Source organism: Tardiphaga sp. 768_D3_N2_1 (assembly GCF_052076105.1).
Lineage (GTDB): Bacteria > Pseudomonadota > Alphaproteobacteria > Rhizobiales > Xanthobacteraceae > Tardiphaga.
Genome location: NZ_CP197245.1, coordinates 4278303 through 4291573 on the forward strand (window position 1 = coordinate 4278303; position 13271 = coordinate 4291573).

Annotated in this window: 9 protein-coding genes; 8 read left to right on the plus strand and 1 reads right to left on the minus strand. The window is 61.8% G+C overall.

Translation table 11 applies throughout. The features are described from left to right. Positions 1-228 precede the first annotated feature (228 nt). Positions 229-1866 (plus strand): bifunctional metallophosphatase/5'-nucleotidase, encoded by a 1638-nt coding sequence (locus tag AB8A27_RS20070; protein WP_441244964.1) that lies wholly within the window; start codon positions 229-231, stop codon positions 1864-1866. Between the two features lie 941 nt (positions 1867-2807). Here the strand turns inward: AB8A27_RS20070 and AB8A27_RS20075 are convergent. Continuing rightward, on the minus strand, positions 2808-5222 hold the full coding sequence (locus tag AB8A27_RS20075; protein WP_441243436.1) for an EAL domain-containing protein: 2415 nt from the start codon (positions 5220-5222) through the stop codon (positions 2808-2810). Between the two features lie 377 nt (positions 5223-5599). On the opposite strand from AB8A27_RS20075, the gene AB8A27_RS20080 reads away from it, so the two are divergent. From AB8A27_RS20080 to AB8A27_RS20110, 7 genes are all read left to right on the plus strand, one after another. Then, on the plus strand, positions 5600-6535 hold the full coding sequence (locus AB8A27_RS20080) for a histone deacetylase family protein (RefSeq protein ID WP_441243437.1): 936 nt from the start codon (positions 5600-5602) through the stop codon (positions 6533-6535). 92 nt (positions 6536-6627) lie between these two features. Further along, positions 6628-6879, plus strand: coding sequence for an exodeoxyribonuclease VII small subunit (locus AB8A27_RS20085; protein WP_092145532.1), 252 nt, complete (start codon positions 6628-6630; stop codon positions 6877-6879). Between the two features lie 102 nt (positions 6880-6981). Continuing rightward, positions 6982-8289, plus strand: coding sequence for a hypothetical protein (locus AB8A27_RS20090; protein WP_441243438.1), 1308 nt, complete (start codon positions 6982-6984; stop codon positions 8287-8289). 343 nt (positions 8290-8632) lie between these two features. Continuing rightward, positions 8633-10558: a 1-deoxy-D-xylulose-5-phosphate synthase gene (gene dxs / locus AB8A27_RS20095; RefSeq protein ID WP_441243439.1), complete on the plus strand. Its 1926-nt coding sequence runs from the start codon at positions 8633-8635 to the stop codon at positions 10556-10558. A 140-nt stretch (positions 10559-10698) separates the two neighbouring features. After that, positions 10699-11241, plus strand: coding sequence for a nucleoside 2-deoxyribosyltransferase (locus AB8A27_RS20100; RefSeq protein ID WP_441243440.1), 543 nt, complete (start codon positions 10699-10701; stop codon positions 11239-11241). 2 nt (positions 11242-11243) lie between these two features. After that, complete coding sequence (locus AB8A27_RS20105; RefSeq protein WP_441243441.1) at positions 11244-11999, plus strand: TlyA family RNA methyltransferase; 756 nt, start codon at positions 11244-11246, stop codon at positions 11997-11999. Then, a complete protein-coding gene (locus AB8A27_RS20110; RefSeq protein WP_441243442.1) occupies positions 11992-13230 on the plus strand; it encodes a class I SAM-dependent RNA methyltransferase in 1239 nt (412 codons plus the stop codon). The genes AB8A27_RS20105 and AB8A27_RS20110 overlap by 8 nt, the downstream gene beginning before the upstream one ends. Positions 13231-13271: the final 41 nt, after the last annotated feature.

The window sequence follows — 13271 nt, forward strand, 5'->3', positions numbered from 1 at the left end:
CGTCAACGCAATCGTGACGCCTCGTGTCGCTTTCGCGTCAAACGACGGCGTCACTAATAGCTATCCATCGCAACCAAAGCTGCGAATATCCGACCTGAGAGACCTTCCGCTTTGCTGACATCGTGCCCCGCCCCTCACCCGACCGGCTTCGCTGCGCTTCGCCGGTCGACCTCTCCCCGTAAAGGACGGGGAGAGGTTAAGACTGCGCGCATCGCATCTCTCGCTCTCCTGATCTCACTTGCGTGTGGCGCAACCGCCCACGCCCAGACCTCACCCTCCCCCGTCGACGTCACCGTCCTTGCCATCAACGACTTCCACGGCAATCTGCGCCCTGCCCCCGGCGGCATCAGCATCGACGATCCCGCCGACAGGACGAAGAAGATCACCGTCCCCGCCGGCGGCGCCGAACATATGGCGACGCTGGTGAAGCAGCTCCGCGCCGGCAAGACGAACAGCGTGTTCGTGGCTACAGGCGACCTGATCGGCGCCAGCCCGTTTCTCTCCGCGCTGTTTCACGACGAGCCGACCATCGAGGCGCTGTCGATGATGGGCCTTGAGATCGCCTCGGTCGGCAATCACGAATTCGACGAAGGTCGCGAGGAGCTGCTGCGCATGCAGAACGGCGGCTGCCATCCCGTCGATGGCTGCCAGGGCCCGCATCCCTTTGCCGGCGCGACGTTCAATTATCTCGCCGCCTCGACCATCGACACCAAGACCGGCCAGCCGCTACTGCCGCCCTATCAGATCAAGACATTCGACGGCATTCCCGTCGCCTTCATCGGCCTGACGTTGAAAGGTACGCCGGGTCTCGTCGCGCCGCCGGGCATTGCCGGTCTGGAATTCCGGGACGAGGCAGACACCGTCAACGCGCTGGTGCCCGAACTGAAGGCCAAAGGTGTCGAGGCCATCGTGGTGCTGATCCATGAAGGCGGCTTCCCCACCGGCGACTATAACGAATGTCCGGGCATCTCCGGACCGATCGTCGACATCGTCAAAAAATTCGACAGAGCCGTCGACGTCGTGGTCAGCGGCCACACCCACCGCGCCTATACCTGCCAGATCGACGGGCGCCTCGTCACGTCGGGTGACAAATACGGCACGCTGGTCACCACCATCGACCTCAAGCTCGATCGCACGACGCGCGACGTCATCAGCGCGAAAGCCGACAACGTTATCGTGCGCACCGCGACCTATCCCGCCGATCCCGCCCAGACGGCCTTGCTTGCCGCCTATGACAAGGTGGCCGCGCCGATCGCCAGCCGCCCTGCGGGATCGATCACCGCAACACTGTCGCGCATGCCCGATATGACGACCGGCGAAAGCCCGCTGGGCAATATCATCGCCAATGCGCATCTCGCGGCGACATCTGCGAGCGCTCTCGGCGGCGCCGTGATCGCTTTCACCAATCCCGGCGGCATCCGTGCTGATATCGTGAAATCGTCGGACGGCACCGTCACCTATGGCGACGTCTTCGCGGCGCAGCCGTTCCGCAACCAGCTTGTGACGCTGACGCTCACAGGTGCGCAGATCAAGGCGATGCTCGAGCAGCAATGGAACACACCGAGCCGGCCGCGCATCCTGCAGGTGTCGAAGGGCTTCAGCTACGCCTGGGACAGCACTGCAGCAGCAGGCCAGCGCGTTCCACCCGGGCGCATGATGCTGGACGGCAAGGTGATTGATCTCGCGGCCAACTATCGCGTCACCGTAAACGGCTTTCTCGCCGTCGGCGGCGATGGCTTCACGGTGCTGAAGGAAGGCAAGGAGCCGCTGGTCGGCGTCTACGACGTCGACGCGCTGAACGCTTACATGAAAGCCAACAGCCCAGTGTCGCCGATGCCGCTGGGGCGAATTGCGCGGGTGGATTAGGGGAACGACAATGTGGGCCGCGCTGACCTCTCCACGTCGTCCCCGCCTAGCACGCCGAAGGCGTGCGCGGGGCGGGGACCCATAACCACGGTCAGCGTAATTGAAGCGGCAGAGTTACTCTCCGGCGTGTATGGGTCCCCGCCTGCGCGGGGACGACAGTTGAGAATGCCTCAAACATTTTTTCCTATCCACCATTGACAATATACCCTTAAGGATTATTATCCCCTCCGTCCTGCCCCACCGAGAGGGGCGATCGCGATCGTCACGTTCGCGGGGCAGGGTGCGGTGGACGCCGGAGATGCGGCGTTACGCGGTTCATGGGTGACGTCTGTCTTCGGGCAGGACGGATCTGCGCCAGCACTGCCACTGGCAAGGACACGGCCGGTCTTGAGATCGAAACAGCCCTGGACAGTGTGACCGACGACCAAATCGAAACGCGTCCGGCTTACTCGCTTGAGGCACCCTGTCCCTCCGCCCTGGGACACTAATTTTGGTGATCGGATCGTTCGCCATGGCAACGCGCAAGCAGGCTGAAAAAACACCGCAGGCGGAACGTCGGGCACTTGCTCGGCGCCTCCGAAAGTCCTGATGCACTCTACATTGCGGAAGACCGCATTCGCATCAGGCACCAAGGGTGCAACGGGCACCCGGCGTTCCGCACGCCCTCTCGCAAGGGGGCGGGAATGCGCAACACGACGGCGCCCCCGCGCCGCAAATAATGGGGGGGCGATGACGCATATCTGGAGGACAGTGGCTGTTTGACAGTTTGATCTAAACTAACGTGACGCGCGCACGCTGAAATTAAACGCCGTCATGCCCGGCGCATGCCGGGTATCCACGTCTTGGCCGCGGCGAAAGACGTGGATGGCCGGGACAAGCCCGGCCATGACGACTGATGGAGTTGAGTGCAGGATGGGGTGAGCGCAGGCGACCTTCCCCTTCTACGCCACGTTCCTCCGGTCGATCTCGCCATAGATATCGAACGGCTCCGGCCTGCCTACCGCATAGCCCTGCGCGTAATCGACACCGATCTCGCCAAGCGTTGCGATAATCTCGTCGCTCTCCACGAATTCGGCCACTGTGCGCTTGCCCATCATCTTGCCGATATGGCTGATCATCTCGACCATGGCACGGTCGATCGGATCGGTGAGCATGTCCTTGACGAAGGAGCCATCGATCTTGAGATAGTCCACGGGCAGGTGCTTGAGATAGGCGAAAGACGACATGCCGCTACCGAAATCGTCCAGCGAGAACCGGCAACCGATCTCCTGCAGCGCCTGAATGAAATTGTTGGCGGCGGCGAGATTGGCGATGGCGCTGGTCTCGGTGATCTCGAAACAGATGATGGTCGGCGGTATCCGATAGATCCGGAATTGCTCACGGACATAGTCCAGAAAACTATCATCCTTGAATGTCGCACCAGACAGGTTGATGGCGCAGGTCGAGACCGGAGTGGCACATTCGGTCAATCGCGCGGCGAGAATGGCAAAGGCATTCCTGACCACCCAGCGATCGATCAGCGTCATCAACCCATAGCGTTCGGCCGCGGGAATGAAATGGCCGGGCGCCACCAGTTGCCCGGCCTCGTCGCGCAGCCGCAACAGCAGTTCGACATGGAGGCTGCCATCGTCGCGTTCGCCGAGCGGAATGATCTTCTGGGCATAGAGACGGAAGCGATCCTGTTCGAGCGCCTCGTGAATGCGCTGGACCCAGGTCATCTCGCCGAACCGCTGCAGCAATTCGGAATCGCTGGCCTGATGCAGCTGAACGCGATTGCGGCCTTTCTCCTTGGCCATGTAGCAGGCCACATCGGCTGCGCGCAGGGCTTCCTCCAGCGTCACCTCGGGCTGCGCGATACAGACAAGGCCGATACTGACGGTGATATTGAAGCTGCGCCCGTTCCAGACGAAGTTCAACTCTTCGATCGTCTGTCGCAATCGTTCGGCGGTCGCAGCCGCGCGATCCGGCTCGCAGCGTTCCAGCAGCACGGCGAATTCATCGCCGCCAAGACGCGCAAGCAGATCGTCCGTACGCAAGTACTTCAGCAGCATGCCGGAGACCTGCCGCAGCAAATGATCGCCGGCGGCATGGCCACAGGTGTCGTTGACGATCTTGAACTGATCGAGATCAAGGAACATCAGCGCATGTGGCCGCGAGTCGATATCGATACGGGGCAGCGCTTCCTCGATGCGACGTTCGAATTCACGGCGGTTGGCCAATCCCGTGAGCGCATCATGCGACGCCTGATGGGCGAGACGGGAGATATATTCCTGCTCCTGCGTCATGTCGCGCAGGACGAGGACGGCTCCGTCCAGCTCGGACTCGCGCCGTAGCGGCGTTGCCACCAGCGACACGGCGACCGCACTCGCATCGTCGCGGATCAGCAATTGCGGATGCATGCCGACATTGACCGTTTCGCCAGCCATGACCTTCGAGATCAGCGCTTCGCCATCGCTGCCGCTTTCGCGGTCGACCAGGCGAAACAGCGATGCGAGCTGCTGGCCCTGCGCGTCGCAGGCGGGCCTTGCAACCAGACGTTCGGCGGTCGGGTTCATATACTCCACACAGCCGCTGGCATCGGTGCTGATGACGGCCTCGCCGATCGAGGACAGCGTGATCTGCGCGCGCTCCTTCTCGCTCTTCAGAGCCGTCTCGAAACGCTGGCGCTGGATCAGGAGATTGCGGGTGCGCCAGATGCCAAGCAGGATCAACAACGCCGCGGTCAGCACATTGGCAATGAGCAGAATGCTTTGAATGGCGCGCGAACCGATGCCAAGATGCTGTGAAAATGCGACGGCAAGCGGCGTTGTCTGTTCATTGATCTGATCGATCTGCGCCTTCAGGGTCGCGAGTCGCGTCGAGCCGATCTTGCCTTCGCTGACGCTTGCATGGATGGCGTCGGCCGTCTCCACCAATTGCCGGATCACGGGATCGGTCGCGCGCCAGCTCTCGATGGCGCGGGCGAGATAGACGACCTCGCTGAAATTGCGAAACAGCGAGATCATGCCGGGGATGTCGGCGGCATCGTTGCCGCCTTGCAGGAATCCGTCATGGGCGGCCTGCAGATCCGGCACCGGCTGTTCGAGCGCGCGACGCGCGATGAGATCCCCGAGCGGCACGGCAATGCTCGCCTGATAACGCTGATAGTATTTGTCGTCCCCCGTCTCGGCATAGAGGCTGAGCGAATGCACCGCCTCCATCTGCCCCTTCGACCACAGGCTCTCGCCGGTGACATAGGCACGAACAGACGACAGGATATTGATGCTGGTGCCAGCGAGAAACGCCTGCAGCAAGACGATAGCGACGAACGGCCAGACCGAACGCAGGAGATGGGGCACGCCCCTTGGATGTCTCATCTCGCTCATCGCTCACGAACCCGGCACAGACGCGAGCGCAACCGCGGAGTTCGAACCATCTTGATACGCGAACCGCCTCCGCAGAATGCCGCTTCCCATATTGATAGCAGCCGCCGCTTAATGCCCGTTTCAATTCCGCACGGTCATGAAGTATCGATGAAACGCTGTGAATCGGCCGTGAAGAAAGCGATCGGCGAATTTGATTGGTAGCTTCTTCCGCGGCGGTTGACGCGATCCCAACGACCTTCAGCGCCGGGATGCTTCCGCCAGACGCAGCAATGCCCGAGTTTCGCAGGCGTCCCCCTATCGGAACCCGACCCGACCAGCTAGGTTATCGTCCCATCATACCAGCGCCCCCGTGCTTGCGGATCATTTGCATGACGACACTTCTTCTGAGCCATCCGGCATCGCTCGATCACCTCACACCGCCCGGCCATCCCGAGCGTCCCGACCGTATGCGCGCGGTGGCGCAGGCGCTCAGCGAAGACCGCTTCAATGCGCTGGTACGAGGTGACGCGCCGGAAGGCGATCTCAACGTGGTCAGTCTGTGCCACGACAATCATTACATCGACGAATTGCGTCATGTCGCCCCGAGCAGCGGGCTCGTCTATCTCGACGGCGACACGTCGATGTCCCCCGGCACCTGGGAAGCCGTGATGCGGGGTGTCGGCGGCGCCGTGGCTGCGACCGACGCGGTCATGAAAGGCGAGCACACCAATGCCTTCGTCGCGACCCGCCCGCCCGGCCATCACGCCGAGCACAACAAGCCGATGGGCTTCTGCTTCTTCGATCAGGCCGCGATTGCAGCGCGGTATGCGCAGCGCACCTACGGCATTGCCCGCGCGGCCATCGTGGATTTCGACGTCCATCATGGCAATGGCACGCAGGACATTTTCTGGGCCGACCCCACGGTGATGTATTGCTCGACACATCAGATGCCGTTGTTCCCCGGTACCGGTGCATCCCAGGAGCGCGGCGAGCACGACACCGTCGTCAATGCACCGCTGCATGATGGCGACGGCAGTGTGAAATTCCGCTCCGCCTTCGACAATCTCATCCTGCCGCAACTGCAGAAATTCGCACCGGAACTGCTGATCATCTCCGCCGGCTTCGATGCGCATCGCCGCGATCCGCTCGCGTCGCTCAATCTCGACGCCGAGGATTTCGGCTGGGTGACGCGCAAGCTGATGGATCTCGCCGACAGCACCGCCGGTGGCCGCATTGTCTCGGTACTCGAGGGTGGTTATGATCTGCAGGGCTTGAAAGAATCGGCGGCGGCCCATGTCTCTGCGCTGATGGGGGCATCGCGCTGAAAGGCGCGCAGGTCGCAAAACCTACCCGCCACAATACGCCCTCAAACATATCTTTGACTCTGCGCTTCCAAAATGCGCACACGGGAAACCGAATGGCCGAGAACAACCACGCTGACGTCAAGAAACTGACGTTTGAAACCGCGATCGAAGAACTGGAATCGATCGTGAAGCGCCTCGAAGACGGCAAGGTGCCGCTGGAAGAGTCGGTCGCCATCTATGAGCGCGGCGAGGCGCTGAAGCGGCGCTGCGACGAGCTGTTGCGTCAGGCCGAGGCGCGCGTGGACAAGATCACCACGGATTCGACTGGCAAGGCGGTCGGCACCGAACCGCTGGACGTCCAGTAGGAAATCGCGCCGGGCTGAGACCTCGCACCACCCCGCAGCCGAATTAGCGCTTGGCGCATGGCGCGGCCTGTTTATAGTCCGCCGTCAGTCCGGGGAACCAGCGTGCGCGTCCAGCACCGTCATGTCATCTATGTGCAGGGATACGATCCGCGGGGCCTCTCGCAGTATTACCGCATGTTTCGAACCGAACTGCGCAAGTTCGGCCGCCTTTATGGGCTGACCACCTCTGTCAGCCGGCCGAAAGGCCATACGGACGGCGAATTCGCGCATGAATCCGCCTCCTGGCGCATCGAAACCTCCGGCGACGGCTGGCAGACCACGACCGATTACGATTTCCTGCGCTGGGAAGACATGATCCAGCGCGATCTGGCCGTGCCGATCTGGCGCACGCTGATCCACGCCATCGCGATCTATTGGGGCCTCGTCTTCTCCGGCACGATGGGCCGGTTCTGGAAGGCGCATTGGCGCTTCGCCACCTTCATCAGCTGGCCCCACTTCCTGCTGCTCAACGGAGCGATCTGGTCGGCGGGCATCGCCTGGCTGTTCGCGCTGGGGCTGCACGCGCTTGGAATACACGGATTTCTGGTGGGCTGCGGTGCTGCGGCAGTGTTCGTGGCCGTGCTCGGCACACTGCTGAAATACTCCGAAAAGCACACCTATCTGCTCTATCTGATGGCCGATACGATCTTCACTTGGCAGTTCTCCCACGGCAACCGGCCGGACTGGGACGCCCGGATCGACCGCTTCGCGCAGCATCTGGTCCAGGTCGCCAAGTCTACCAAAGCGCAGGAAATCGTCCTTGTCGGCCACAGCTCCGGATCTTTCCTCGGCTCCGAAATCCTCGCCCGTGCCCTGAAGCTCGATCCGGAACTCGGCAACCATGGTCCCCGCGTCGTGCTGCTGACGCTCGGCGGCAATATGCCGATCGTCGGCTTCCATAAGGTCGCGCAAGGTTTTCGCGACAATTTGCGGCTGCTGGCCGTGGAGCCTTCGATCGACTGGATCGACTGCCAGTCCCGCAAGGACGTGATGAATTTCTTTCCGTTCGATCCCATCGCCGGTCACGGGATCGACGCTGGCGCGGCGCGGCGGAATCCCACTATCGTCCCGGTCCGGTTCCGCGAAATCATCCGCCCGGAACATTACAACCGGTTCCGCTGGAAATTCTTCCGGGTGCACTTCCAGTTCGTCATGGCCAATGAGCGGCCACATGCCTACGATTTCTTCATGATCGTCTGCGGCCCCGTGCCACTTCGGGAACGTGTCAACCAGCCGGCCACAACTTTGGCGCTGGTCGAGGGCGATCCCGCAACCCGCGAAAATGCATGGAAAAAGCTGGATTTGGGCGCGAAAAGCCTCGCTCAAACGGGTTCCCATGAAACGGAACCGGTCGCCCGGCGCATCGGCTAGGCAGCCTGCGCGAATGTCCATAGCGCCATTGTGCTGCCTCCCCCGCAGGCGCGGCGGTTGGCTTTGGCCATCGCTTTGGTGTAAAGGGACTAGGACTATGCGCTGACGAGCAGGCTGAAACGCCGGCCGTTAACGTAGATAAGCGCTTCATTCATCTGGCAAAAATGAGCAGATGAAGTCGTTGCCAAGCATGCTAGATATCACACTGAAAAATCGAAGCCCATTATAAGGCCTCGAAACAGGCTTCCCGGTTCTGGAGGCTGCGGTTGTCCGGTGGGCGCGCGGAAACGCGACAGCCCCGAAGCCAGACGCAGTCCCGGACATGTAAAATTGGAATAGTGCCGTGACCGATTTTAGTAAGACACCGTTGCTCGATACCATCAAGACTCCGGAAGATCTCCGGAAGCTGAAGATCGAGCGGGTTCGTCAGGTTGCCGACGAGCTTCGTCAGGAAACCATCGATGCGGTGTCCACCACCGGCGGTCACTTCGGCGCCGGTCTTGGCGTTGTCGAACTGACCACCGCCCTCCACTACGTCTTCGATACGCCGCGCGACCGCATCATCTGGGACGTCGGCCATCAGGCTTATCCGCACAAGATCCTCACGGGTCGCCGTGACCGTATCCGCACGCTCCGTACCGCCGGTGGCCTGTCGGGCTTCACCAAGCGTACCGAGAGCGAATACGATCCGTTCGGCGCCGCGCATTCCTCGACCTCCATCTCGGCCGGTCTCGGCATGGCCGTCGCGCGCGACCTCTCGGGTGGAAAGAATAACGTTATCGCCGTGATCGGTGACGGTTCGATGTCGGCAGGCATGGCTTATGAAGCCATGAACAATGCCGGCGCGATGAATTCCCGCCTGATTGTCATCCTCAATGACAACGACATGTCGATCGCCCCGCCGGTCGGCGCCATGTCGGCCTATTTGTCGCGCATGTATTCGGGCAAGACCTATCGCGGGCTGCGCGACGCAGCCAAGCAGCTCGGCAAACATCTGCCGAAGCTGATTGCCGATCGTGCCGAACGCGTTGAAGAATATTCGCGCGGCTTCATGGTCAATGGCGGCACCCTGTTCGAAGAACTCGGCTTCTATTATGTCGGCCCGATCGACGGCCACAACCTCGATCACCTGCTGCCCGTGCTGCAGAACGTGCGCGACATGGAGACCGGCCCGATCCTGCTTCACGTCGTGACCCAGAAGGGCAAGGGTTACGGTCCGGCCGAAGCCGCCGCCGACAAATATCATGCGGTCGTCAAATTCGACGTTGCCACCGGCACCCAGTCGAAGGCCAAACCGAACGCCCCGGCCTATCAGAACGTGTTCGGCCAGAGCCTCGTCAAGGAAGCCGAGAAGGACGACAAGATCGTCGCCATCACCGCGGCCATGCCGTCGGGTACCGGCGTCGACATCTTCAACAAGGCCTTCCCGGCCCGCACCTTCGACGTCGGTATCGCGGAACAGCACGCGGTGACCTTCGCCGCCGGTCTCGCCACCGAAGGCTACAAGCCGTTCTGCGCCATCTACTCGACCTTCCTGCAGCGCGGCTACGACCAGATCGTCCACGACGTGGCGATCCAGAACCTGCCTGTGCGTTTCGCGATTGATCGTGCCGGACTGGTCGGCGCGGATGGTGCGACCCATGCGGGCTCATTCGACAACGCCTATCTCGGCTGTCTGCCGAACATGGTGATCATGGCGGCATCGGATGAGGCCGAACTGGTGCACATGGTTGCCACCCAGGTCGCCATCAACGACCAGCCCAGCGCCCTGCGCTATCCGCGCGGCGAAGGCCGCGGTGTCGAAATGCCTGAGGTCGGTATCCCACTCGAGATCGGTAAGGGCCGCATCATCCGTCAGGGCAAGCAGGTCGCGCTGTTCTCGTTCGGCACCCGTCTCGCCGAATGCGAGAAGGCCGCTGATGAGCTGGCGGCACACGGCCTCTCGGCAACGATCGCCGATGCACGTTTCATGAAGCCGCTCGACATCGAATTGCTGCTCAAGCTCGCGCGCGAGCACGAGATCCTGCTCACCGTCGAGGAAGGTTCGATCGGTGGCTTCGGCTCGCATGTCATGCACACGCTGGCAGAGCACGGCATGCTCGACGGCGGCCTGCGCATGCGCTCCCTGGTCCTGCCCGACATCTTCCAGGATCACGACACGCCAGCCGCGATGTATGCCCAGGCGGGTCTGGACTCCAAGGGCATCGTCAAGAAGGTGTTCGAGACCCTCGGCAAGGACTTCAAGGCCGAGACCGTCAAACTCGCCTGATCTGTCGTTAAACGCGACACCGCGTTTGCAATTGCGAAGAGAATACGACGAGGCAATTCGGCAGGAACCGCCGGATTGCCTCGTTCTCGTCTGAATTGGCTCGTCAATGTCGGCGCGGCTCACCATGAGACGGGGACTACATGAATATCTATCTCGCAGGCCCCGATGTGTTTCTGCCCAATGCCGCCGAGATCGGCCGGCAGAAGGTCGCGCTCTGCAAGCGCTACGGCGCACGTGGATTCTTCCCGCTCGATAACGCCATCGACGTCAGCGCCAGCGATGCCTCGCGCCAGATCTTCCACGGCAACGAAACGATGATGAATCATTGCGATATCATCATCGCCAATCTTACGCCGTTTCGTGGTCCCAGCGCCGATGCCGGCACGGTGTTCGAGCTCGGCTATATGGCCGGCCACGGCAAGCTCTGCTTCGGCTATTGCAACGATCCAACGCTCTATCTCGATCGTGTGCGCCGCATGACAGAGGTTACCGATCATAACGGCCACCTCGTCGATACCAACGGAAACACCGTTGAAAACTTCGGCCTCGCCGACAATCTGATGATGATTCATGCGCTCGATCTCTACGGCGCGCCCATGATCTTTCCCCGCGAAGCACCCGAAGATCTCTGGCAGAATCTGACGAGCTTCGAGGCCTGTTTGAAACTTGCTGCATCGTACTGACCATGACGAAATCTCTGAACACCGCGACTGCGCCGCGTAAACGCGCCGATACGCTTCTCGTCGAACGCGGCATTTTTGAAAGTCGCGCACGTGCACAAGCCGCCATTGAAGCCGGTCTTGTGAAGGCCAATGGCAAGGCCGTTGCCAAAGTCTCCGAGCCGCTGCCGCTCGATGCCGCGATCGAGGCTGAGCCGGCGCATCCCTGGGTGTCGCGCGGCGGCGTCAAGCTGGCTGGCGCACTCGAACATTATCCGATCGAGATCGAGGACCACGTCTGTCTCGACGTCGGCGCATCAACCGGCGGCTTCACGGAAGTGCTGCTCGCCAACGGCGCCAGCATGGTGTTTTCCATCGATGTCGGGCATAGCCAGCTACATCCATCGCTGCACGGCCATCCGAAAATCATCTCGATGGAAGAGACCGACATTCGCGCCTTCGAGAACAAGCGCCTTCCGGCCCGTCCGGACGTCGTTGTGATCGATGTCAGTTTCATTTCGCTGAAGGCGGTACTGCCTGTCGCGCTCTCGCTCGCTGCAGCGCCGATGAGCCTGCTCGCGCTGATCAAGCCGCAATTCGAGGCCGACCGGAAGCAATCCAAGCGCGGCATCATCAAGAACGCCGCCGTGCATCAGGCTATCTGCGACGACATCACGGATTTTGCCAGGACACTTGGCTGCACCGACATCGAGGTCTTCCCGTCGTCGATTACCGGCGGCGACGGCAATATCGAGTTTTTCATGGGTGCACGGCGTGGCTGAACGCCTGACCATCGATCATGTCGGCCAGCGTGGCGATGGCGTCAGCCTCACAGGCGGAGCGCCGCTGTTCGTGCCCTATACGCTGGCTCAGGAGATCGTCGAGACGGAACAGGACGAGGGCCATCCCGAACGCCGGCGCTTGCTGCGGGTCGACTCCGCAAGCCCGGAGCGCATCGACCCGTTCTGCACCTATTTCACACGCTGCGGCGGCTGCGCGATCCAGCACTGGCAACCCGATCCCTATCAGGCCTGGAAGCGTCAGATCGTCATCGACACACTGGCACAAGCGAAGATCACCTGCCCGGTCGGCCCAATCATCGACGCCCATGGCGCGGGCCGTCGCCGCGTCACGCTGCATGCCCGCCGCGGTAGCGATGGCGAGCTGCGCACCGGCTTTGCCGCATCGGCGAGCCACGCCATCATCGCCATCGACGCGTGCCCGATTCTTGATCCAGCACTGGATGGCGCGCTCGATGCGGCACGTGCGCTCGCCGAGGTGCTGAAGCCCGTCAGCAAGCCGCTCGACATTCAGGTGACGGCCGCAAGCAACGGTCTCGATATCGACGTCCGCGGCACCGGCCCGCTACCGACGGCCATCATCACATCACTCTCGCGCATCGCCGAAGCGCACAAACTGGCGCGCCTCACGCGGCATGGCGAACTCGTGCTGATGCGCGTACCGCCTGTTGTGACGATGGGCAGCGCGCAGGTCACATTGCCACCCGGCTCGTTTCTGCAGGCCACCGCGGCCGGCGAAGAGGCCCTGGCGGCGCTGGTGCTGCAGCTCTGCAAGGGTGCGAAAAACATTGCCGATCTGTTCTGCGGCATCGGTCCCTTCGCGCTCAGGTTGGCTGCCAAATCCAAGGTCACCGCGCTCGACAGCGACAGCAGCGCGATCATGTCACTGCAGCAAGCGATCAAGGACACGAAAGGCCTGAAGCCAATCAAAGCGGAGATGCGCGACCTGTTTCGCCGTCCGCTGGTGCCGCAGGAACTGCGCGATTTCGACGCCGTTGTGTTCGATCCACCGCGTCAGGGCGCGCAGGCGCAGGTCGAACGGCTTGCGGCCAGCAAGATTCCCGTCATCGTTGCCGTGTCGTGCAACGTCCAGACGTTCGCGCGCGACGCCAAAATCCTGATCGATGGCGGTTACAAGATCGACAGCGTCACGCCTGTGGACCAGTTCCGCCATACGCCGCATATCGAATTGGTGGCCCGCTTCAAACGCTAGTTGTCTTTTCGCGTTGCTTGCGTTGGAGTGCGCGCACGCTG

Bases quoted from the DNA above. Each gene is read 5' to 3' on its own strand.
- AB8A27_RS20085 (WP_092145532.1), top strand. From the start codon at position 6,628: ATGGCCGAGAACAACCACGCTGACGTCAAGAAACTGACGTTTGAAACC.
- AB8A27_RS20075 (WP_441243436.1), bottom strand. From the start codon at position 5,222: ATGAGACATCCAAGGGGCGTGCCCCATCTCCTGCGTTCGGTCTGGCCG.
- AB8A27_RS20105 (WP_441243441.1), top strand. From the start codon at position 11,244: ATGACGAAATCTCTGAACACCGCGACTGCGCCGCGTAAACGCGCCGAT.
- AB8A27_RS20080 (WP_441243437.1), top strand. From the start codon at position 5,600: ATGACGACACTTCTTCTGAGCCATCCGGCATCGCTCGATCACCTCACA.
- AB8A27_RS20100 (WP_441243440.1), top strand. From the start codon at position 10,699: ATGAATATCTATCTCGCAGGCCCCGATGTGTTTCTGCCCAATGCCGCC.